The sequence below is a fragment of the Pseudomonas mangrovi genome, from assembly GCF_003052585.1.
Taxonomy (GTDB): domain Bacteria; phylum Pseudomonadota; class Gammaproteobacteria; order Pseudomonadales; family Pseudomonadaceae; genus Aquipseudomonas; species Aquipseudomonas mangrovi.
Genome location: NZ_QASN01000020.1, coordinates 471,121 through 491,523, shown reverse-complemented (window position 1 = coordinate 491,523; position 20,403 = coordinate 471,121). Strand labels below are relative to the sequence as shown.

At 63.8% G+C, this 20,403-nt stretch carries 17 protein-coding genes; 6 read left to right on the top strand and 11 right to left on the bottom strand.

Features of this window, described 5'->3' with window-relative positions:
* Window positions 1-26: 26 nt before the first annotated feature.
* From DBO85_RS14965 to DBO85_RS14940, 6 genes are all read right to left on the bottom strand, one after another.
* Window positions 27-890 (bottom strand): alpha/beta hydrolase, encoded by an 864-nt coding sequence (locus DBO85_RS14965; RefSeq protein WP_108108059.1) that lies wholly within the window; start codon window positions 888-890, stop codon window positions 27-29.
* Complete coding sequence (locus DBO85_RS14960) at window positions 887-1,696, bottom strand: alpha/beta fold hydrolase (RefSeq protein ID WP_108108058.1); 810 nt, start codon at window positions 1,694-1,696, stop codon at window positions 887-889. The genes DBO85_RS14965 and DBO85_RS14960 overlap by 4 nt, the downstream gene beginning before the upstream one ends.
* A gap of 103 nt (window positions 1,697-1,799) precedes the next feature.
* A complete protein-coding gene (locus tag DBO85_RS14955; protein ID WP_108108057.1) occupies window positions 1,800-2,240 on the bottom strand; it encodes a hotdog fold thioesterase in 441 nt (146 codons plus the stop codon).
* Between the two features lie 162 nt (window positions 2,241-2,402).
* The gene (gene sixA / locus DBO85_RS14950) at window positions 2,403-2,855 is read right to left on the bottom strand and encodes a phosphohistidine phosphatase SixA (RefSeq protein ID WP_108108056.1); all 453 of its coding nucleotides are present in this window, start codon (window positions 2,853-2,855) and stop codon (window positions 2,403-2,405) included.
* On the bottom strand, window positions 2,852-3,163 hold the full coding sequence (locus tag DBO85_RS14945) for a DUF4389 domain-containing protein (RefSeq protein ID WP_108108055.1): 312 nt from the start codon (window positions 3,161-3,163) through the stop codon (window positions 2,852-2,854). Before DBO85_RS14945 ends, sixA begins: the two co-directional genes overlap by 4 nt.
* Before the next feature lie 25 nt (window positions 3,164-3,188).
* A complete protein-coding gene (locus DBO85_RS14940; RefSeq protein WP_108108054.1) occupies window positions 3,189-4,211 on the bottom strand; it encodes an NAD(P)H-dependent glycerol-3-phosphate dehydrogenase in 1,023 nt (340 codons plus the stop codon).
* Between the two features lie 160 nt (window positions 4,212-4,371).
* Here DBO85_RS14940 and DBO85_RS14935 point away from each other — a divergent pair, with 160 nt between their 5' ends.
* The 5 genes from DBO85_RS14935 to fabB all read left to right on the top strand — a co-directional run bounded on the left by DBO85_RS14935 (window position 4,372) and on the right by fabB (window position 11,330).
* Window positions 4,372-6,519 (top strand): TonB-dependent receptor plug domain-containing protein, encoded by a 2,148-nt coding sequence (locus tag DBO85_RS14935; protein ID WP_407681473.1) that lies wholly within the window; start codon window positions 4,372-4,374, stop codon window positions 6,517-6,519.
* Window positions 6,520-6,588: 69 nt separating this feature from the next.
* The gene (locus DBO85_RS14930; RefSeq protein ID WP_108108052.1) at window positions 6,589-7,470 is read left to right on the top strand and encodes an ABC transporter substrate-binding protein; all 882 of its coding nucleotides are present in this window, start codon (window positions 6,589-6,591) and stop codon (window positions 7,468-7,470) included.
* Window positions 7,467-9,377, top strand: a complete 1,911-nt coding sequence (locus DBO85_RS14925; protein WP_108108051.1) for a response regulator — start codon at window positions 7,467-7,469, stop codon at window positions 9,375-9,377. The genes DBO85_RS14930 and DBO85_RS14925 overlap by 4 nt, the downstream gene beginning before the upstream one ends.
* A 204-nt stretch (window positions 9,378-9,581) precedes the next feature.
* Window positions 9,582-10,097: a 3-hydroxyacyl-[acyl-carrier-protein] dehydratase FabA gene (gene fabA / locus DBO85_RS14920; protein ID WP_108108050.1), complete on the top strand. Its 516-nt coding sequence runs from the start codon at window positions 9,582-9,584 to the stop codon at window positions 10,095-10,097.
* A 12-nt stretch (window positions 10,098-10,109) separates the two neighbouring features.
* Window positions 10,110-11,330: a beta-ketoacyl-ACP synthase I gene (gene fabB / locus DBO85_RS14915; protein ID WP_108108049.1), complete on the top strand. Its 1,221-nt coding sequence runs from the start codon at window positions 10,110-10,112 to the stop codon at window positions 11,328-11,330.
* 67 nt (window positions 11,331-11,397) lie between these two features.
* On the opposite strand, the gene DBO85_RS14910 is transcribed toward fabB, so the two are convergent.
* The 3 genes from DBO85_RS14910 to DBO85_RS14900 all read right to left on the bottom strand — a co-directional run bounded on the left by DBO85_RS14910 (window position 11,398) and on the right by DBO85_RS14900 (window position 14,653).
* Window positions 11,398-13,020, bottom strand: coding sequence for a methyl-accepting chemotaxis protein (locus DBO85_RS14910; RefSeq protein ID WP_108108048.1), 1,623 nt, complete (start codon window positions 13,018-13,020; stop codon window positions 11,398-11,400).
* A gap of 108 nt (window positions 13,021-13,128) precedes the next feature.
* Window positions 13,129-13,590: a DUF3859 domain-containing protein gene (locus tag DBO85_RS14905; protein WP_108108047.1), complete on the bottom strand. Its 462-nt coding sequence runs from the start codon at window positions 13,588-13,590 to the stop codon at window positions 13,129-13,131.
* A 79-nt stretch (window positions 13,591-13,669) separates the two neighbouring features.
* Window positions 13,670-14,653 (bottom strand): amidohydrolase family protein, encoded by a 984-nt coding sequence (locus DBO85_RS14900; RefSeq protein WP_108108371.1) that lies wholly within the window; start codon window positions 14,651-14,653, stop codon window positions 13,670-13,672.
* 236 nt (window positions 14,654-14,889) lie between these two features.
* On the opposite strand from DBO85_RS14900, the gene DBO85_RS14895 reads away from it, so the two are divergent.
* A complete protein-coding gene (locus DBO85_RS14895) occupies window positions 14,890-15,336 on the top strand; it encodes an OsmC family protein (protein ID WP_108108046.1) in 447 nt (148 codons plus the stop codon).
* Here DBO85_RS14895 and DBO85_RS14890 read toward each other — a convergent pair.
* Window positions 15,320-16,336 carry a response regulator gene (locus tag DBO85_RS14890; RefSeq protein ID WP_108108045.1) on the bottom strand — a complete coding sequence of 339 codons (1,017 nt, stop codon included), beginning with the start codon at window positions 16,334-16,336 and terminating at the stop codon, window positions 15,320-15,322. The genes DBO85_RS14895 and DBO85_RS14890 overlap by 17 nt on opposite strands.
* Window positions 16,333-20,028 carry a PAS domain S-box protein gene (locus DBO85_RS14885; RefSeq protein WP_108108044.1) on the bottom strand — a complete coding sequence of 1,232 codons (3,696 nt, stop codon included), beginning with the start codon at window positions 20,026-20,028 and terminating at the stop codon, window positions 16,333-16,335. The genes DBO85_RS14890 and DBO85_RS14885 overlap by 4 nt, the downstream gene beginning before the upstream one ends.
* Window positions 20,029-20,403 lie beyond the last annotated feature (375 nt).

Here is a 20,403-nt window from a genome sequence, read left to right as displayed (position 1 = left end):
CAGCCTCACCAGTTGGCCGGCGCGAGTCAAGCACCACGCAGGAACGGATTGAAACAGTCTGCTACCGCCTGCGCGCCCTGCTCGTCATCCAGATGCAGATGATGTCCGCCGGCCAGACGATGCAGCGTCATCGGCCGAGACTCGACCTGACGCATGAACTCGGGCTGACGCACCAGCATGCCCTGCTCGGCCAATACCAGACTCACCGGGCATTTGAGGCGATCGACGAAGGCCCACGCATGGGCCTGGGTCAGACGCATGGCCGAGGGCAGCATCAGTCGCGGGTCGGTGCGCCAGGTGTAGCCACCCGGCACCGGCATCAGGCCGCGCTGGGCGAGCAGCTCGGCTGCCTCCCGAGTCACCGCACCGACACCTTTCATGCGCGCGGCAACCGCGTCCTCGACCCTGCGATAGATCGGCTTGCGTTTGCGCGGCAACGCCAGGCGCGCTTCCAGCGCTTCACCGAGCTTCTGCGGCGCGGTCTCGGGCTCGCCGGTGAACGGAATCAGCCCGTCAATCAGCGCCAGCCGCTCGACTCGCTCCGGCAATGCGCCGGCCAGAAGGGTCGAGACAATGGCCCCCATCGAATGACCGAGCAGCGTGAAGCGCTTCCAGCCGAACTGCTCCGCCACCTGCAGCACGTCATGGGTGTAGTCCCAGATACTGTAGTCGGCGCCTGGCGGGCGATGCCCGGAATGGCCATGACCGGCCTGATCCAGCGCCACGATGCGCACGCCCTGCAGATGCGGCGCCAGCCGGGAAAAGCTCATGGAGTTGTCCAGCCAGCCATGCAGTGCGATCACCGGCTGACCCTCTTCTGGTCCGTACAGATGTGCCGACAGCTCGATGTGCGGCAGGCGCAGGCGAACTTCCTCGAATGCGACGCTCATGCGCCCTCCTTGTCCGGTGAATGTTGCTGCCAGCGCTGGAACAGCTGACGCAGCAGGCTTGCGGTGTCCTGCGGACGCTCCAGGGGAAACATGTGGCCGCCAGGGACCGTCAGGTACTCGCCCCTGGGCACGCGCCGCACCAGGCGCACATGGTGCGGCAGCACAACGCGGCTGGCTCGGCCTCGCACCACCGCCAGCGGCACGTGCAGCTGCTGCGGGCGGCCGGGGCTGGTGTGCGGAATGCTGCGATAGATGCTGATCTCTGTGGCCGGATCGAACCTCAGCTGAAGGCCCTGCGCGGCCGGTCGCAGTCCATGCTCGACATAGGCGCGCAGGCAGTCCGGATCGAAGCCGCGAAACAAGGTCTTGCCAGAGAAATACTCGAAAGCTTCCTGCGCATCACCAAAGACTTCACGCCGCCCCAGGGTGCGTCCGGCCGGGGTGATCCGATCGATGAAGCCGAAGCGCTTGGCTGCGCGAATGAACAGCTGGTCCGCGAAGGTCAGCACCGGCGAGTCGAGCATTACCACGCCGCGGTAATACTCTGGCCTGCGCAGCGCCGCGTGGTAATGCAGAAGACCGCCCAGCGAATGACCTACGCCCCAGACTGGCTCGCTCCGCTGCTCGAGATGGTGGATCAGTTCGTCGACCAGCGCGTTCCAGTTGTCATCCACCGGGAAGCGCGGGTCATGGGCATGCTGTTCGAGAAAGTCGACGTCAAACTCCGGCGCCATCGCGGCAAACAGCTTGCCGTAGGTCGCGGAGGGGAAGCCGTTGGCGTGGGCGAAGAAGATCGATCGGGACATGCGGTTATCGTTCTGGACTGACCTGAATTGTCGGACAGGCATCGAGCTGCAGCAATCGAATGGCAATCGCTGAATGTCGCCGCCGTCCATTGACTGATGATGCTCAGCGCGGCGGGTTTTCGCCGAGCGGGACCACCGCCACCGTCAACCGGGAAATGCAGCTGGGCTTGCCATCGTCGCCATGCAGGCGGATGTCCCAGACATGCGTACTGCGGCCCAGATGCACCGCCCTGGCCTGGGCCCACACCCGGCCACTGCGCAAGCCACGCAGATGATTGGCGTTGACCTCCAGACCGACGCAATAGAAGCGTTCTGCATCGATGCACAGGTGGCTGGCCATCGACCCCAGACTTTCCGCCAGCACTACAGAGGCACCGCCATGCAACAGGCCGTAGGGCTGATGTGTACGGCTGTCCACCACCATGCTGGCGCTCAGAGAGTCATCATCGAAGGCCTCGAAACGGATATCCAGCAACTCGCCGATGGTGTTGCGCTGCAGCTGATTGAGCCGGACAAGGTCAGGCTGGGTACGCCAGATGGCCATGGAGCTGCCTCGTTGTCGTTGTGATCGTCGAATGGGCGGCCCGCCGGAAACGGCTGCACGCAGAACCGACTATTTCACGCAGGACATGTACCGAGAAGCGACAAAAGACGCAAAAGAGAGGACGAAATGGCTCGACCGGGGCATATCGACGGCCCGCAGTGATCAGGGCGAATGCACGGCCAAAAGCTGCATCCCGCCGGCAAGCACGTGCTCGCCCTGCAGCTCGACCAGGCTTGCCGTGCGCAATGGCAATGGTTGCTGGCGATGACCATGCACCAGCAGGCCGCCCAGGTCCCCCAGCAGCGGCTGATGGGCAACCAGCAGGATGCCCGACTGGGCGTAGCGGTCCAGCTCGTTCAGAACCTGCCGCGGATCGCTGTCGGGTGTCAGCCAGGGCACCGTGCGCTGCGCGACAGAGCCAATCACGTCGAGCACCAGGGCCGCCGTCTGCTGCGCACGCAGATAGGGGCTGACCAGCACGACCTGCGGCGGATCATTCAGCAGCTGCATAGCGCTGCGCCTGACTTCATCGCGACCACTCTCCGTCAACGCTCGCTGGCTGTCGGAGGCTGCCAGCGCCTCGGCCTGACCGTGCCGCAGCAGCCAGAGCTTCAAGCCGCGCGGTCCTCGAGATCATCCGGCGCGACCCGGGATGCCGGCCAGGGCGCGAATGGCCAGGGTTTGTCGTCGCTGGCGAAGGTGAGGTAACGCGCAGCCTGACCGAGGAATTGCGCGAGGCTGTCGCCAAAACCCAGCAGCCCAGGGTGCAGCGCCCCCTTGAATACCCGATGAATGAACTGGATCAGCACCACCAGCATCAGCAGCAGCTCGGCCAGCTGCCAGCCGAGAACAAACAGGATGGTCCAGAGCAAACGCAGCACCAGCGACTCATGTTCGGCCTGCCTGGCAGGATCGTTGCGCATAGCTACCTCCGCAAATCAGACGGCCTCAGAAGCCGCTGGGGGAAATGAAGTCGACATCGGTTTTCGGTTCGGCACGCATCAGCAGCTCGATCACCTGGGTCAGGGTTCGGCCTTCAAAGAGGATTGCGTGCAGCCCGGTCACCAGCGGCATGTAGACCTGCAGCTCCTCGGAGCGGGCCTTGAGCACCTTTAAGGTATTCACTCCCTCGGCCACTTCACCCAGCCGACCAATGGCATCCTCAAGGCTCAGTCCCTCACCCAGGGCGAAGCCGACCTGATAGTTACGACTCTTGGGCGAAGAACAGGTAACGATCAGATCGCCGACACCGGCAAGTCCCAGAAAGGTCATCGGGTTGGCACCGAGCTTCACGGCGAAACGGGTCATTTCCGCCAGCGCACGGGTGATCAGCATGCTCTTGGTGTTCTCGCCCATGCCCAGCGCCGCCGCCATCCCGGCAATGATCGCGTAGACATTCTTCAGCGCGCCGCCGAGCTCGACGCCGAAACGATCAGCACTGGCATAGACACGAAAGGTGCGCCCGTGCAGTACCGCCTGCACCTGGCGGCAAAGCGCCTCGTCCTCACTCGCAACCACGCTGGCGGTAAGCGCCTGGTCGGCGACCTCGCGCGCAAGGTTGGGACCGGAGAGCACCCCAATGCGCGCCTGCGGCGCAATCTCTTCCAGAATCTGGCTCATCAGCTTGAAAGTGCCCGGCTCGACCCCCTTGGTAGTACTCACCAGCAGCTTGCCGACAAGCGCCTGGGCCTGAGGCTGCAGTACCGCACGCAAAGCGCTGGATGGCAAAGCCACGAAGATCAGCTGGCAGTCAGCGAGCGTTGCCGCAAGATCCGTCACCGGTTCGACGTTGGCATGGATCTTCACACCCTTCAGGTAGCGCGGATTCTCCCGCACGCTGCGCATCGTTTCTGCCTGCTCGGCGTCGCGCATCCAGTGACGGACCGGATGGCCGTTGCCGGCGAGCAGATTGGCGATGGCGGTACCGAAGCTGCCGCCACCCAATACCGCGATGGGTTGCTGTTGTTTCATGGGAGTTCCGTGGCGAGCCATCCAGATGGCGAACGCCGCATTATACGGAGCCGTTCGGCGGCTACCAGCCCCGAAATCCCCCTCCCCCGGATGGGGATACTGGCAAAGTGACTCAGCTCGGTTAACATGCGGAACCTTGCGGTTATTCCAGAGTCTTTCCGTGCCGATCCCTCGCCACCTGCCCTGCGCACTACTCCTCTGCTCCGCGGGCCTCGCAGGCACCGTGCACGCTGAAGACCTGTTCCTCGGCGAGGAGTTGCCCGAAGTACTTACCGCCACCCGCCTCAAGCAGTCACCCGCGGCCGTCCCTGGCAGTGTCAGCGTGATCGATCGAAGCCTCATCGAAGCCAGTGGTGCCCGTGACATACCCGAACTGATGCGTCTGGTGCCGGGCATGATGGTCGGCTATACCAGCGGCAATCAGAGCACGGTCAACTACCATGGCGGTCGCGTCAGCGAAGCCCGCAGGCTGCAGGTGCTGATCGACGGACGCTCCGTCTATCGTCCCGGCCTGGCGACGGTGGACTGGTCCGACCTGCCGGTGGCACTGGAAGATATCGAGCGGATCGAGGTTTTCCGCGGCCCCAACACCGTCAGCTATGGCGCCAATGCGTTGATGGGTGTGATCAGCATCATCACCCGAAGCCCCGGCGATACCCTGGGCACCCGGATCAAGTACACCCGCGGCGAGCGCGGCATCGACGACTGGTATGGGTCGCAGGGCTTCGCCAGCGAGAACGCCGACTTTCGCCTCTCGGTATCCGGCCAGGAGGACAACGGATTCGACCACACCGACCTGGACTACAAGTATCGCGACAGCCGCCGCAGCACGCGCATGCAGCTCAGCGCCAGCCACACCCTGGATCTCAACCAGAGCCTGGAGTGGCAGCTGGCGCTCAAGGAAGGCAGTAACCAACGCGGCGTCTACTCCAACGAGATTGCCCTGATCAGCGGCGCAGTGCCGGTCATCGACAACAGCCGCGACGTGGAAGCACGCGACTATGCCGGCTCGGTACGCTGGGCGCTGGACGTCAACCCGAACCACAGCGTCCAGGTACAGAGCAGCCTGCAGCACTGGCAGCGCAAGCAGGAGTGGTCAGCCTGCGACCTGGCGCTGTCATTCACTCCCGAAGTGCGCCAGCTGTTCAGCGAGGACCCGGACAAACTGGATACCGTCTCGCGGCTGCTACGCCGCGGCAACGGCGCGCTGATTCCAGGATGGGGAGCCTACTTCGGCGCCCAGCATCCGCTGGCGGTGTCCATCTACAACTATTCGATAGACCCCAGCGGCGCCTACCTGAATCCAGTGTGCGGGGACCTGAACAACAACATCGATGAAACCCGTTTCGATCTCGAGATCCAGGACACCCTCAGCTTCAGTGACAACCTGCGCCTGCTCAGCGGCGCGAGCTATCGCCGCGACCGCACCGTCTCCGAGACCTACTTCGGCGGCGCCCTGGAGAATGATGTCTGGAGGATGTTCGGCCACCTCGAGTGGTATCTGGGTGAACACTGGGTGCTGCAGGGCGGCGCCATGTTCGAAGACGACAAGTTAGCCGGCTCCTCGCTGACGCCTCGCGTTGCCCTCAACTACCTGATCACTCCGCGCCACGGCCTGCGTTTCGTCTACTCCGAAGCGGTACGCTCGCCGGATATGTTCGAGAATGACGTACGCTGGACCTACCGCCTGGAGAACGTCTCGCCGCAGGTCGACGGGCGCAGTTACGCGGACTACTACGCCTACGCCAATGGTCCGGGCAACCTCGAACAGGAGATCATGCGATCACGGGAAATTGGCTACAACGGCCAGTTCGATTTCGGCCTGCGCATCGACATCAAGCTGTTCAACGACGAGATCCACCGGATGATCAGCGAACCGCTGAAGATCACCGACTTTGCCCCCAGCAACGAAAACAGCATGTGGATGCGCGGCGCAGAAACCGAGATCGATTGGCAGATACTCGACTCCGACCGGCTGCGCGTGACCTATGCCTACCTGAAGGATTTCGAGTCCAGCGAGAAGAGCCACGGGCGACTCAGTGCGCGTTACAGCGGCTCCGCCGGCTGGATCCGCAACTGGGGCCATGGCTGGAACACCAGTCTGTTCTATCATGGCGCAGACCTGCTCAACGAGCGGCGTTTCGAACGAGTCGACCTGCGCCTAGCCAAGCGATTCCGCTTCGGTGAAACAGAACTGGAGCTGGCCGCGATGCTGCAGCAACGTCTGGATGACGAAGCGCTGACCTGGCGTGAGAATCTCTATGATGATCGTCGGGTGGTCTATGCCAGCGCCCAACTGGAGTTCTGAGTCGGGCTGGTGGCGACCGGAACCGTCACTTCCCTGGCAGCCAGTGCTGCGCCACCCCGAGGCGAATGGATGCGCCGTCTGATCCTACTCATATACAGCCTGATGATCTGCCTGCCGTCGCAGGCGGGACAGATCATCCTCGGCGCCGCAGTCGACTCCCCGGCGGTACGCAGCTTCACCGCGGATCTGGCTCAGAAGCGCCCCCAGGACCAGGTCAGTTTCATGTCGCTGAAACAGCTCAAGGTCAGCCGTCCGGCTGCCGACGCGCGCCTGATCATCCTGGACCGGGAAACACTCGACTGGCGTCTGCAGCAAAACGACGCCCCAGCGACTCTGGTCATGCGCGTCAGCCGAATCGAGGGCGCTGCACTGCTCGGCGAACGCCCTCCCGCCGGCGTCACGCTGCTATGGAGTGACCCTCCGCCGGAGCGGCAATTGCGCCTGGCGCGCCTGCTGCTACCCAACAGCAAGTCCGTCGGCCTGCTGTTCGACAGCCAGAGTGCCTTTCTGGTCGATGAGTACCGGCGCGCCGCAGAGGAGCTTGGGCTGGAGTTGCAGGCCAAGCCCTGGAACCCGGACGGTAGCCGCAAGCCACTTCTGGCACTGCTCGAAACTACCGACCTGTTACTGGGCATCGATGCGCCGCGCCTGTACAACGCCGACACAATCAAGTCTCTGCTGCTGACCAGCTATGCCCAGAACCGCGCACTGCTCGGCCCTACCGCCAGTTTCGTTCGCGCCGGCAGCCTGGCCAGCACTTACAGCGACCAGCAGGACTGGCTCGCCGAACTCGACACCTGGCTGGACCAGTCCCCCGCCGAGTGGCCCGCTTCCGCCTATCCCATGCACTTCAAGGTTGTCAGCAACCGCCAGGTTGCCCGCGCGCTAGGGCTAGCCCCGGCCAGCGACGAGACGCTGACACGCCACCTCTCCGAAGGAGAAGCCCGATGACCCGGCGTCGCGGACTGGATATCCATACCCGCACCCAGCTGATCAGCGTCGTGCCAGCCCTGCTGCTGACCCTGCTGCTTACTGCGTTATTTACCTTCGAACGGCTCAAGGACCTGCAACAGGAGTTGCAACAGACCGGCCAACTGATCGCCGATCAATTGGCTCCTGCCGCCGAGTACGGCGTGATCAGCGGCAACGTCGCGGTGCTGGAAAGCCTGGCCAACGCGACCCTGAAGACACCGCACGTCCTGGCGTTGGAGATCCGTGATCGCGAGGATCGCCTGCTGGTCGGCCTCGACCGCGGCCCTGCCGACCAGCTCGAGTATTTCGAGAGCCCGGTGATGCTGCAACGCATCCCTCTGGACGAGGACTTCCTCGGTCTCTCCGCGGCAAGTGAACAGGCCCAGCCCAGCGAGCGCATCGGCTGGGTCCGGGTTGGCCTCTCCAGCCAGGCCTTCAGCAGTCGGCAGCAGCAGATATTGCTGCGGGCTGCCTTGCTCACCCTGTTCGCCTTGCTGCTGACCTTCATTCTTGCGCGCCGGCTCGCGCATCGCCTGGCCCAGCCGATCAGCGCCATGGGCGAGGCAGTTCAGGCAATCAAGGCCGGCGACTACCAGGCCAGCCTGCCTGCGGAGGACCCCAGCGAACTGGGCGACTTGGCGCGTCATATCAACGACCTGGCGCGCGGCCTCGATCAGGCTAGCCGGGAGCAGCGCCAGGCCATCGAGCAACTGACCCGCGCACGCGAGGAGGCCGAGCAGGCAAACCGGGCCAAATCCGACTTCCTGGCGATGATGAGCCATGAACTGCGCACTCCCATGAACGGGGTTCTGGGCATGCTGCAACTGCTCGACACCACCGAGCTGACCAGCGAGCAGGCGGAGTACTCGGCGCTGGCCACCGAGTCGACAGAACACCTGCTCAAGGTCATCAATGACATCCTCGACTTCTCCCGCATCGAACGCGGTGCGCTGGAGCTTGAGCAAATCCCGTTCAATCTGGCGGAACTGCTGCAGGGCTCCGCTCAGGTATTCCTGCATACGGCAGAGAAGAAAGGCCTGCAGCTGAGCATCGACACCCAATCCGGACTGGAAAAACTCGAGCTGCAGGGCGATCCGACGCGGATCCGTCAGATACTGCTCAACCTGCTGGGCAATGCGCTCAAGTTCACCGAGCACGGCAGCATTCGCGTGGAAAGCCGCTGGAAGCGGCTGGATGACGAGACGATCTGGTTTACCTGCGCCATCCACGACACTGGCATCGGCATCGATCCTCGACGTCTAGAGCACATGTTCGATGCCTTCCAGCAGGCCGACACATCGATTTCCCGCCGCTACGGCGGCACCGGGCTCGGCCTGCCCATCGCCCGCACGCTGGCGGAGCGCATGGGTGGCGTGCTGCAGGCGCAGAGCGTGGAAAGCCAGGGATCGGTGTTCACCCTGGAGATTCCGCTGGGCCTTCGAGCGCGCCACAGCGGCAACGACGAACAGGCGCTGCTCGCCAGCGAGCGCTGGAGCGGACTGGCCGTTCTGCTGGTGGAGGACAATCCGGTCAACCAGACGGTGATCGAAGCGATGCTGCGCAGTCTTGGCTTCCGGGTCATCCAGGCCACCGACGGCGCAAGTGCGGTCGACTGGGCGCAAAGACAGCCTTTCGCGGCGATCCTGATGGATTGTCGCCTGCCGGAAATGGATGGTTACGAAGCTACCCGGCGGATTCGCCAATTGAATGGAATGAAACAGCTACCCATCATTGCACTCACCGCCAACGCCCTGCAGGGTGACCGCGAAGCCTGTATCGACGCGGGAATGAACGACTATCTGGCCAAGCCGTTCAAACGTGCCGACCTGCTGCGAGTACTGCAGCGCTGGCTGGCAACGGAAGCTTCGACGACTGGTCAAGACTGAAAAACTGCTTCAAGCTTGGCCGATGTCAAGAATCAGGCTTTGCCTTGCGTCTAAGCTGACGGCAAAATAGTGAACGACTGTACACAGTTGCTGTGACTTTCACTTTGCCGCAACAGTCTACGGCTAGCCTGCCGGAATGGCGCTCGACGAGTGTCATGCCGAAACGATTCGCCCGGCACAGGACCGGGAACCTTAGGAGCTCGCATGACCAAACAGAACGCCTTCACCCGGGATGATTTGCTGCGTTGCAGCCGCGGCGAACTGTTCGGCCCGGGTAATGCGCAATTGCCCGCCCCGAACATGCTGATGATCGACCGCATCACCCACATCAGCGACACCGGTGGCAAGTACGGCAAGGGCGAGATCGTCGCCGAGCTCGACATCACTCCCGACCTCTGGTTCTTCGCCTGCCACTTCGAAGGCGATCCGGTCATGCCGGGCTGCCTGGGACTGGATGCCATGTGGCAGCTGGTCGGTTTCTACCTCGGCTGGCAGGGCAATCCCGGCCGCGGCCGCGCCCTGGGTTCGGGCGAAGTGAAATTCTTCGGCCAGGTGCTGCCAACCGCCAAGAAGGTCACCTACAACATTCATATCAAGCGCACCATCAACCGTTCGCTGGTACTGGCCATCGCCGATGGCAGCGTCAGTGTCGATGGCCGCGAGATCTACAGTGCCGAAGGCCTGCGGGTCGGCCTGTTCACCTCCACCGACAGTTTCTAAAGGATTTATCCCATGCGTCGCGTCGTGATCACCGGTCTGGGCATCGTTTCCTGCCTGGGCACAGACAAAGAGACCGTCTCTGCGAACCTGCGCGCCAGCCGTTCCGGAATTCGCTTCAATCCTTCCTACGCCGAAATGGGCATGCGCAGTCATGTATCCGGCTCGGTCAAACTCGACCTCGAAGAACTGATCGACCGCAAGGTCCTGCGCTTCATGGGCGATGCGGCCGCCTTTGCCTACCTGTCGATGCAGCAGGCAATCGCTGACGCTGGCCTGAGCCTGGAAGAGATATCCGACCCGCGCGTAGGCCTGATCGCTGGTTCCGGCGGTGCCTCGACACTGAACCAGATGGAAGCGATCGACATCGTGCGCGAAAAGGGCATCAAGCGTGTCGGTCCCTACCGCGTGCCGCGCACCATGGGCAGTACGGTCTCCGCCTGCCTGGCCACGCCGTTCAAGATCAAGGGCGTGAACTACTCGATCTCCTCTGCCTGCGCCACCAGTGCCCACTGTATCGGCAATGCGGTCGAGCAGATCCAGATGGGCAAGCAGGACATGGTCTTCGCCGGCGGCGGTGAGGAGGAGCACTGGAGCCAGAGCATTCTGTTCGACGCCATGGGCGCCCTCTCCAGCAGTTACAACGACACCCCGGAAAAAGCCTCGCGCGCCTACGATGCCAAACGTGACGGTTTCGTCATCGCCGGCGGCGGCGGCATGGTGGTGGTCGAGGAGCTCGAGCATGCACTCAAGCGCGGCGCGAAGATCTATGCCGAAGTGGTCGGCTACGGCGCAACCTCCGATGGCTACGACATGGTCGCGCCCAGCGGCGAAGGTGCCGTGCGCTGCATGCGCCAGGCACTGGAAGGCGTCAGCGAACCGATCGACTACCTGAACACCCACGGCACCTCGACGCCGGTCGGCGACGTTGCCGAATCGCGCGCGGTACGTGAAGTGTTCGGTGACAAGGCGCCGGCCATCAGCTCGACCAAGAGTCTCTCCGGACACTCGCTGGGCGCTGCCGGCGTGCAGGAGGCGATCTACTGCATGCTGATGATGGAAGGCAACTTCATTGCCGGCTCCGCCAACATCGACGAGCTTGACCCGGAAATTGCCGACCTGCCGATCCAGCAGCAGACCAAGGAAAACGTGACCCTGAATACCGTGATGAGCAACAGCTTCGGTTTCGGCGGCACCAACGCGACCCTGGTACTCAAGCGCTGGCAAGGCAAGTAGGGCCACCGCTCTAAACGAAGAAGGCGCCCCACGGGGCGCCTTCTTCGTTTAGAGAATCTGCAAGCCATCAAAGTCTGAAGCGGGTCACCAGAGCATTCAGATCGATGGCCAGACGCGACAGCTCCTGGCTCGCCGCGCTGGTCTGGTTGGCCCCAGCAGAGGTCTGCAGGGAGAGGTCGCGGATGTTGACCAGGTTGCGGTCGACTTCACGAGCGACCTGGGCCTGCTCCTCGGAGGCGCTGGCAATTACCAGGTTGCGTTCGTTGATGGAGGCGATCGCCAGGGCGATCTCATCCAGCGACTTGCCGGCAGCCTGAGCGATCTCCAGCGTCGAATTCGCCCGCGAATTGCTGCTCTGCATGGCGTTCACCGCCTGAACTGCCCCCTGCTGGATGCCACCGATCATCTGCTCGATTTCCTGAGTGGATTGCTGGGTCCGATGTGCCAGCGCACGCACCTCATCGGCCACCACGGCAAAGCCGCGCCCGGCGTCGCCGGCACGCGCCGCTTCGATGGCTGCGTTCAGTGCCAGCAGATTGGTCTGCTCGGCGATAGCCCTGATCACATCAAGGACCTGGCTGATATCGCGGACCTTGCCTGCCAGCCCTTCGACTTCTCCCGCCGTGGCGGTGACGTCCTCGGCCAGATGACCGATCGAGTCGACCGTCTGGCGGACCTTTTCACGGCCGTGCTGGGCAACCCGATCAGACTCAGCCGACGCCTCCGAGGTACTGACCGCGTTGCGGGCAACCTCCTCGACCGCGCTGGTCATCTCGTTCACTGCCGTCGCCGCCTGCTCGATTTCGGCATTCTGCTGATGCAGGCCGCGGGTCGAGTCTTCGGTAACCGCATGCAGCTCTTCGGAGGCCGAAGCCAGCTGACTGGAGGAATCGGCGATGCCCTGGATGGTGTCGCGCAGGCTACGCTGCATCTGCGCCAAGGCTTGCAGCAGGCGCGCCGGCTCGTCTGCTCCCTCGATGCGCAAGTCCTGTGACAGATCACCGGAGGCGATGACCTGAGCCACCCCGACAGCCTGATTCAAGGGTCCGGTGATGCTGCGGGTCAGCAGCATCGCCAGGACGATGGTCAGGACTGCCGCCAGCACCAGCGCCACGATGACGCCCTGAAACGCGCTTGCAGCAACCTCATCGGCATTGATAGCCGCGTTCTTGGCGCCTTCCTGATTCAGCTCGCTCAGCCGCAGCAGCGCCTGAGTGGCTGCAGCGGCATGCCCATTGAGCTCGCCATTGGTGACGTCGATGGCTTCGTCGATGTAGTCCTGGCGCGAGTACTCCATGATCTGGTCGTGATAGCCCATGTATTCCTTGAGCGAACCGGTGAACTCGCGAAACGCGGCCCGTTCCGTATCATTCACCAAGGTCCCTTCAAGCACCTTGACTCGCTGATCCAGCTCTCGCTTGAGCTCTTCGACGGCGGCGGTACCGCTGCGCAGCGCCTCATCGGTTCGATGGAGCATCAGCCGTAGCGTGAGGGCCCGCAGCCGCAGGAAGGTTTCATTGACACCGGCGGCGGCGGTAACCCCCGGCAGCCAGTTGCCACTCAGGTCCTGGGAGGCGTTCTGCATGGCATCGATGCGGGTCAGGGAAAAGATCCCGAGAAAGAACACCAGCGCGGCAATCAGGCCGAAACCAAAGGCAGCGCGCAGCGCAATCGATATCTGTCGGAACATCTTGTTTCTCCAGTGGCAGGCTCACCTATGCACAGGCATAGGCCAACATCATGGCTAGTGCCACTGGATCGGCTTCAAACGCTCAAGCTTGAGGGTTGACGTCAGAATTCAGCGCACCTCGAAGCGTTGCTCCAGCAGCTTGCGCTCGCCTTGAAAAACCATGAAACGCCACTCGCCGGGAATCGCCTCGTACACTTCGGTGAATTCGTAGGCCATCACATCCTGTGGCGCACCAGGCAGCAGCTTCTGGGTGACTTCTATCTTGTCCTGGCGACGGCCGTCCGGCAGGGTCAGGCCGGGTGTGAAATACAGCAGGGTCAGAGGCGTCTCGCTCTCGCTCTTGCCGCGCAGCTGGTAACGAACCCCGAATTTGGTACCCAGCCGTGCCGGAATCACCTCGGTACTGCGAATCGGCTGATTGGCACGAGTCAGAACCCGCTCACCCGGCTGGGGATTGCTGATCTGCACATCGAATACACCGTACTCGACCGGCCCTTCGACCTGCACGTCAGCCCAGGCGGTCAGGCAGCTGCAGCACAGGGCCAGGGGAATCAGGGACATTGCTTTCATGGCGCGCTCCTCGCGGTTTGGATCGCGCGAGCCTATGACCGACTGATGACAATCGTGTGACGCAGCGCCTGCCGAGGCGCTATTCGGCCGCCAGTTCCGCGCGCCGCGCTGCCGGCAGGATGGCGAGGAAGTTGTCGCGGGCGACCTTCCCGGCGACAGCTGCCGGCAGGGCATCGAGAAACACGGCGAACTCCTCCAGCTTCTCGCCCAGGCCGTCGAAGCGGCCAACCACATCGGAGCCGAGCACGAAACGCGTCGGATGCTTCTGCACCAACTCGACCCAGCGAGGCTCCGGCTTGCCTTTTTCATCCAGCAGATAGGGCGTGAGCAGCGTCCAGGAAAGATCGATGTACAGATTCGGATAGTCCTCGAGCATCCGCGTCAGCGTCTCGAGGAGAAAATCCAGGCGCTCCTGATGCCGGTGGATTTCCATGCTGGTACCGGCATGTGCCCAGATGAAGCGGACGTGCGGGTGGTTGCGTAACGCATCCTCGACTTCGCCCAGATACAGCGGATTGCGCTCGCGTTTGGAGGTGATGTTGCTGTGCACCATCACCGGCAGATCGTATTCCGCGGCGAGGTGGTAGACCCGCGTCATCGCCTCGTTGTTGGCCCGCGGCACGTCGCCGTAGGTCAGCGCAGTCAGATCGTCATGCCGGGTGAAGACCTCGCCGATGCCTTGCCAAAGACCCGGGTCGAGCTCGAGCATGCGTCTGATGTGCGCATCGGCATTCTTGTCTGCGGGGTTGAAGCCGCTGAGAAACGGATGCAAGCGCAGCTGCTGTTCCCTGGGCAGATCCCGCAACGCGCGCGCCACCAGGGTGTCGGTTGCGCTGTACCAGTAGGCGCCGGCATCGTCGCCGGCGTAGTAGCGCGGCCGCTTGGGCTCGTTCTCGTGCCATTTCTTCGCGACCGGAATGCCCGAGATCATCACGTGATCGATGCGTCCCTTGTCCATCTCCGCGAACAGGCTCTGCATGCCGGCACTTTCCTGAAAAAAATCGACGTAGTGCAGATGTGCGTCGCTGTAGCGGTAGTCACGCGCAAAAGCGTGCAGGGTCATGCAGGACAGCAGCAACGACAGGTATCGAACAGCGAACACGACTTTCTCCGGCAATGGTGCCCACGGCACCGGCGCGGGGTAGACCCGACCGCTGCGCTGAGGGTTCCACCGGCAGGTGCATTCGCCTAACCGCCAAAAATACCCCCGCAGGTATATTGATCGACATCAAGCCGGGCCGCCCCGGCAACGTCTAGGCTGCAGACTCCGCACTCACATCGACAACAGGAGCTGGTCAGATGGCGCTGAAAAGCATTCATGCACAAGGACAAATGACAGAGGGCTTTGCCATCCAGGTCCAGTGCGGCAATCACCGTCTGGTGATGGACCAGCCGAAGAATGCCGCCGGCCAGGATCTGGGGCCCACGCCGCTGGAAGCGATACTCGCGGCGGTGGCTGGCTGCTTCGGCACCATCGGCCGCTTCATCGCCCATCAGCAGAAGTTCGAGCTGCGTGCCATGCGCTTCAAGATGGAGGCAGACTACGACCCCAACGGCCTGCTCGGCCGCGACCCGAATGTCCGCGCCGGTTTTCAGGAACTGCGCATCGACGTGGAGATCGACGCCGATCTCGATAGCGAGCAGAAACAGGCCTTTCTCGAGCTGATCGAGCAACGCTGTCCGCTCGCCGACAACCTGACCCATGGCACCCGGCTGGTCAGTCGGCTGGTCAATCACCAGGCCTGACGGCGGCGCCTTCGGCCCAGCGCGCCTTGATCTCCAGTAACACCGGCAGCTGCGTCAGGAACAGCTCCACCAACTGCGGGTCGAAGTGCCGCCCCGCCTCAGCCCGCAGCAGCTCGACAGCCGCCTCCACCGACCAGGCCTTCTTGTAGGGTCGCTCGCTGGTCAGGGCGTCGAACACGTCGGCAATCGCCACGATGCGCCCCACCAGGGGGATATCCTCGCCAGCCAGACCGTTCGGATAGCCGCTGCCATCCCACTTCTCGTGGTGGCTGAGGGCGATCTCGCGGGCCATGTGCAGCAGGCCCGAGGAATGCTCGCCAATGATCTGCGCACCGATCTGCGCATGTTCGCGCATCACTGCCCACTCCTCGGCATCCAGCTTGCCCGGCTTGCGCAGTACCGCGTCGGGGATGCCGATCTTGCCGACATCGTGCATCGGCGCTGCATTGAGCAGTTCCTCCGCATCCCGTTCGCTGAAGCCCGCCGCCAGCGCCAGAACCCGCGAGTAATGGCTCATGCGGATCACGTGCAGGCCGGTTTCATTGTCCTTGTACTCGGCCGCCAGGCCCAGGCGCTGGACGATCTGCAGGCGCGTGTTGCGCAGCTCCTCGACCCTCACCAGCGACAGGTGCGTACGTACCCGCGCGCGCACCACCGGGGGGCTCAGCGGCTTGGTGATGTAGTCCACCGCTCCGACCTCGAAACCGCGGGTCTCATCCTGCGCATCGCTCAGGGCGCTGACGAAGATCACCGGGATCGCCGCGGTAGCAGGCATGCCCTTGAGACGCTCACAGACCTCGTAACCGGTCATGCCAGGCATCATCACATCCAGCAGGATCAGCTCCGGCCGCTCGCGCTCGGCGAGTTCCAGGGCCTTGATGCCGTCGCGGGCGAACAGCAGACGGTAATCTTCCTGCAGCACCTGGCGCAGCACCTGCAGATTGACAGGCTCATCGTCCACTACCAGCAGCTGGGGACGCTGATCAGTTGCGCTTGTCATTCGGCTCGTTCCTCGCTTGGGTTATCCAGCCACGCCTGCAGGTCTGCCACTGCCTGCTGCGCAAGATCGAAATCAAAACCCTGCAATGCGCTGCGCAACCGGTCCAGCGCCTCGGGCTGCCGGTCGACCAGCGCCTGCTCCAGACATGCGACGGCAGCGTCATCCAGGGCGCCACGACGCAACTGCAGCTGCAGTTGCGCACAGGCCTCGCGCAGGCTCGGCAGATCCAGCGGCTGGGCCGGTGGCTGCACCGACACAGGCGCTAGCGGCACGGCGACAGCAATCGCCGTCAGCGTTCGCGGCAGCTCCGCACAGAGTTGTTCAACGCGGCGATTGTCCTGCGCGCTGGCTGCACATTCCAGCGCCTCGCCCAACAGGGCCAGCTGACGCAGCCCTAGGTTCGCTGCGGCGCCGCGCAGGCGATGGGCCTGTTGCTGAACCTGCTGCCACTCGGCCGCATGCAGCGCACTCAGCAGCGCTGTCGCCAGGCCTGCCTCATCATCGAGGAAGCGCTTTACCGCATCCGCCATGCGCAACGGGCTGCCCCAGCGCCGGCCACCGCCGCGCCAGTCGAACAGGCTGCCCGCGCCAGCAGCGCCGGTTGCCTGTGCTGGCGCTTGTTCCAGACCCAGCAGACGTGCCATCTCGCCCAGCAGTGCAGGCATTTCCAGCGGCTTGCTGGCAAAGCCGTTCATCCCCGCGTCCAGCGCCGCCTGGCGATCACGATCCAGTACGCTGGCGGTCAGGGCAATGACCGGTACCGCCTTGCGCTGCTCGGCCGCCTCCAGCGCACGAATTCGTCGGCATGCCTCAAGACCATCGGTACCGGGCATCTGCACATCCATCAGCACCAGGTCGAATGTCTCGCGGGCGAACATCTCGGTCGCAGCGGCGCCGTCGCTCACCTTGACCAGGCGATGTCCCAGCGGCTCAAGATTCAGCGCCAGAAGCTCGAGGTTCTGCGCCACGTCGTCGGCAGCCAGAATGCGTAGCGGCGGCAGGCCGGGCGTCGCAACCGGAGCCAGGCCCGGCTCTGCGCCAGTCACGGCGCTTCCGGCGGCCAGCGGCAGCTCGACGATGAATTCGCTGCCCTCGCCCAGACGGCTGCGCACCTGGATCCGCCCGCCCATCAGCTCGACCAGTTGCCGCGAGATGGTGGTACCCAGGCCGGTACCGCCGAAACGCCGACTCATGGATGCATCGGCCTGGGCGAAGGGATCGAAGATCTTCTCCAGCCGGTCCTCGGCGATGCCAATCCCCGTGTCGCTCACGATCAGCCGCAGAGCGCCCGGCTCGCCCGAAACCTGCAACCCGACCCGACCCTGCTCGGTGAATTTGATCGCGTTGCCGAGCAGATTGGTCAGCACCTGACGCAGGCGTAGCGGATCACCGCGATAGATGTCGCCGACCCGCTCGGTAAAGCCCATCTCCAGCACCAGGCCCTTCTGCTCGGCACCCAGGCGCAGCGCATCGCAGACCTGCCGGCACAGCTCGCGCAGGGAAAAATCCAGCGTTTCCAGCTCGATCGCGCCACGGTCCAGCTTGGCCGTATCGAGAATGTCGTTGAGCAGCCGCAACAGCGAGCGCGACGACTGCTGGACGATGCTCAGCTGGTGGCGCTGGGTCGGCTCCGCAGCGGCATCCAGAAGCAGATCGGTGAAGCCGATGATGGCGTTCATCGGCGTGCGGATCTCGTGGCTCATGTTGGCAAGGAAACTGCTGCGCGCCGCCGCCGCCTGTTCGGCGCGGTCGCGCGCGGCACGCAGTTCCTGCTCCATCATTCGCCGCGGGGTGAGGTCGGTGGCCAGCTTGAGCACCTTGAACGGCTTGCCGTCGGCATCGAGGATCGGGTTGTAGCTGGCCTGGACCCAGATCTCGCGGCCATCGTGAGCAAAGCGCTGGCATTCGCCTGCGCGAAACAGCCCCTGGCGCAGGTCATCCCAGAAGCGCTGGTGGTCGCTGCCGGCAACCTCCTCCGGCGCACATAGCAGCGAATGATGCTGCCCCAGCAGCACTTCGCGCTGATAGCCGAAGAGCTCGATGAAGTTGTCGTTCAGCGCCAGGATCCGGCCCTGCATGTCGAATTCGACCATCACCATTGCCCGGCTGATGGCGTTGACCTTGCTCTCGTACTCGGCATTGCGCAGCTTGCTGTCGGTCTGATCGAGCAGCACGCCATCGATCCAGTGCGGCACCCCGTTCTCGTCGCAAACGGCGCTGCCGCTTTCCCAGATCCAGTGCTCGCGACCCTGGCGATCACGAATGCGGTACTCGACCTGGTAGTTGCGCCGCTCGGCGATGGCGCGCTGCACGTCCTCGGCAACCCGGGCCAGGTCGTCCGGGTGATACAGGTCGGCAAAGGAGCAGCGTCGCTCGGTGAAGTCTGCCGGTTTCCAGCCGGTCAGCTGCTCCACCGCGTCGCTGATGAACAGCATGCTCCAGTCGGCATCGAGCAGGCAGCGAAAGGACACCCCGGGAATGTTGCCGATCAGCGAGCGATACTGCTGCTCGCTCTCGCGCAGGGCCTGCTCCATCGCCTTGCGTTCGGCGATGTCGGCGACGAAGACCACGAACCAGGGTTTGCCCTCGCGATGGGAAACTCCCAGACTCACGCGCACCGGGATCTCGCGACCATCGCGTGCCCGACCGTTGAGTTCCAGTTCGATTCCGGACAGCTGCGGGCGACCGCTCCGCATGTAGTTCTGCAGGGCTTGCCCAAACGTCTCGCGGTGCTGCTCGTTCATCAGCACGCTCATGTGCTGCCCCACCAGCTCATCCGGCGGCCAGCCGTACAGGCGCTGTGCCGAGCGATTCGCCGAACGGACGATGCCCTGGTGGTCGACGGTGAGAATCACCTCGCGCGCAGCATCCAGCAGGGAATCCAGATGCAGCCGCCCCTCCTCCAGCTCGGTCGCCAGCTGACGGTAGCGCAACAGTCCGTTGGCTGCCGCCACCAGAACGCTGAACGAGAGCGTCGCCATGGCCACCGCCAACGCCAGGTAGGCACTGCCATACACCGGTAGCGGCGTAGCGGACTCGGCCAGCCCGACGAAGCGCGCACCGGCCATGCCGACGTAATGCATGCCGCTGATGGCACTGCCCATCACCAGGCTGCCGAGCAGCAGCGCCAGATGCCCCGGAACCCGCCCACGCAGGCCGAAGCGGATCCACAGCGCGCCTGTTGCCAGCGCCACCGCGACCAGCAGCGACAGTCCGAACAACCAGGGGTCGTAGCGCAGCAATGGCGCCATGCTCATCGCCGCCATGCCGGCGTAGTGCATCGTGCCGATGCCCGCACCAACCAGGCTGCCACCCAGCAGCAGTTGCCGGTGGCTGACCTGCTTGCGCGCCAGCAGATTCAGCGCGACCCAGGATGCGGCGAGGCTGGGAAGCACCGAGAGCAGGGTCAGAGCGGGGTCATAGACCACCTCGGCGCAGATGGCGAAGGCCAGCATGCCGATGAAGTGCATCGACCAGACACCGCCGCCAAGGGCCAGCGCACCGGTGGCAATCGCCAACTGGCGGTAGAAGGCCGATGCCGCGCGCCGGGCCACGCCGGCAAGCTGCAGCGCCATGGCCGACGTCAGCACCGCAACCAGCACCGAGAGCGCCACCAGCCAGGGCCGGTACTCGCCAATCAGCAGTTGTTCGGGGGAGGCAGAAAGCAGGAAGAACGACGACAGCCCTTGCATCGAACGACTCGCGGTGCACCGCTGGCGACCCTGCCCTGCGCGATGAGAAATGCGGAAAAACCGGTCATTGGGAGGCAGCCGGCTGCCCTGCACTTTAGCTCAAGCAAAGCAGGAAGGAACGCGGCGAAAGAAACGTGCGCGACTACTGGCAAGCAAGCGGCAAGCGATGCCATCGACACGTCGGAAATACCCACATGCCGAGGTCGCACTGCCAATTCTCCGACGCGATACGGCACCCGTTGAACAGGTCGCCAGCCCGGACTGCGCCTGCTGGTCGTGCCCGCGCTCTGCATGGAAGCGCGTCCGGGAACAGGGGGTCGGTAGCCACACTGGAGCATGATCCCGGCGGACGCGCCATGCGCGCTATCCATCCTG

What these genes read in the sequence shown, in the direction of transcription:
- DBO85_RS14965 (WP_108108059.1), bottom strand. Translation starts at nt 890, where the DNA reads ATGAGCGTCGCATTCGAGGAAGTTCGCCTGCGCCTGCCGCACATCGAG.
- DBO85_RS14960 (WP_108108058.1), bottom strand. Translation starts at nt 1,696, where the DNA reads ATGTCCCGATCGATCTTCTTCGCCCACGCCAACGGCTTCCCCTCCGCG.
- DBO85_RS14955 (WP_108108057.1), bottom strand. Translation starts at nt 2,240, where the DNA reads ATGGCCATCTGGCGTACCCAGCCTGACCTTGTCCGGCTCAATCAGCTG.
- DBO85_RS14945 (WP_108108055.1), bottom strand. Translation starts at nt 3,163, where the DNA reads ATGCGCAACGATCCTGCCAGGCAGGCCGAACATGAGTCGCTGGTGCTG.
- DBO85_RS14940 (WP_108108054.1), bottom strand. Translation starts at nt 4,211, where the DNA reads ATGAAACAACAGCAACCCATCGCGGTATTGGGTGGCGGCAGCTTCGGT.
- DBO85_RS14930 (WP_108108052.1), top strand. Translation starts at nt 6,589, where the DNA reads ATGCGCCGTCTGATCCTACTCATATACAGCCTGATGATCTGCCTGCCG.
- DBO85_RS14925 (WP_108108051.1), top strand. Translation starts at nt 7,467, where the DNA reads ATGACCCGGCGTCGCGGACTGGATATCCATACCCGCACCCAGCTGATC.
- fabA (WP_108108050.1), top strand. Translation starts at nt 9,582, where the DNA reads ATGACCAAACAGAACGCCTTCACCCGGGATGATTTGCTGCGTTGCAGC.
- fabB (WP_108108049.1), top strand. Translation starts at nt 10,110, where the DNA reads ATGCGTCGCGTCGTGATCACCGGTCTGGGCATCGTTTCCTGCCTGGGC.
- DBO85_RS14910 (WP_108108048.1), bottom strand. Translation starts at nt 13,020, where the DNA reads ATGTTCCGACAGATATCGATTGCGCTGCGCGCTGCCTTTGGTTTCGGC.
- DBO85_RS14905 (WP_108108047.1), bottom strand. Translation starts at nt 13,590, where the DNA reads ATGAAAGCAATGTCCCTGATTCCCCTGGCCCTGTGCTGCAGCTGCCTG.
- DBO85_RS14900 (WP_108108371.1), bottom strand. Translation starts at nt 14,653, where the DNA reads ATGACCCTGCACGCTTTTGCGCGTGACTACCGCTACAGCGACGCACAT.
- DBO85_RS14895 (WP_108108046.1), top strand. Translation starts at nt 14,890, where the DNA reads ATGGCGCTGAAAAGCATTCATGCACAAGGACAAATGACAGAGGGCTTT.
- DBO85_RS14890 (WP_108108045.1), bottom strand. Translation starts at nt 16,336, where the DNA reads ATGACAAGCGCAACTGATCAGCGTCCCCAGCTGCTGGTAGTGGACGAT.
- DBO85_RS14885 (WP_108108044.1), bottom strand. Translation starts at nt 20,028, where the DNA reads ATGCAAGGGCTGTCGTCGTTCTTCCTGCTTTCTGCCTCCCCCGAACAA.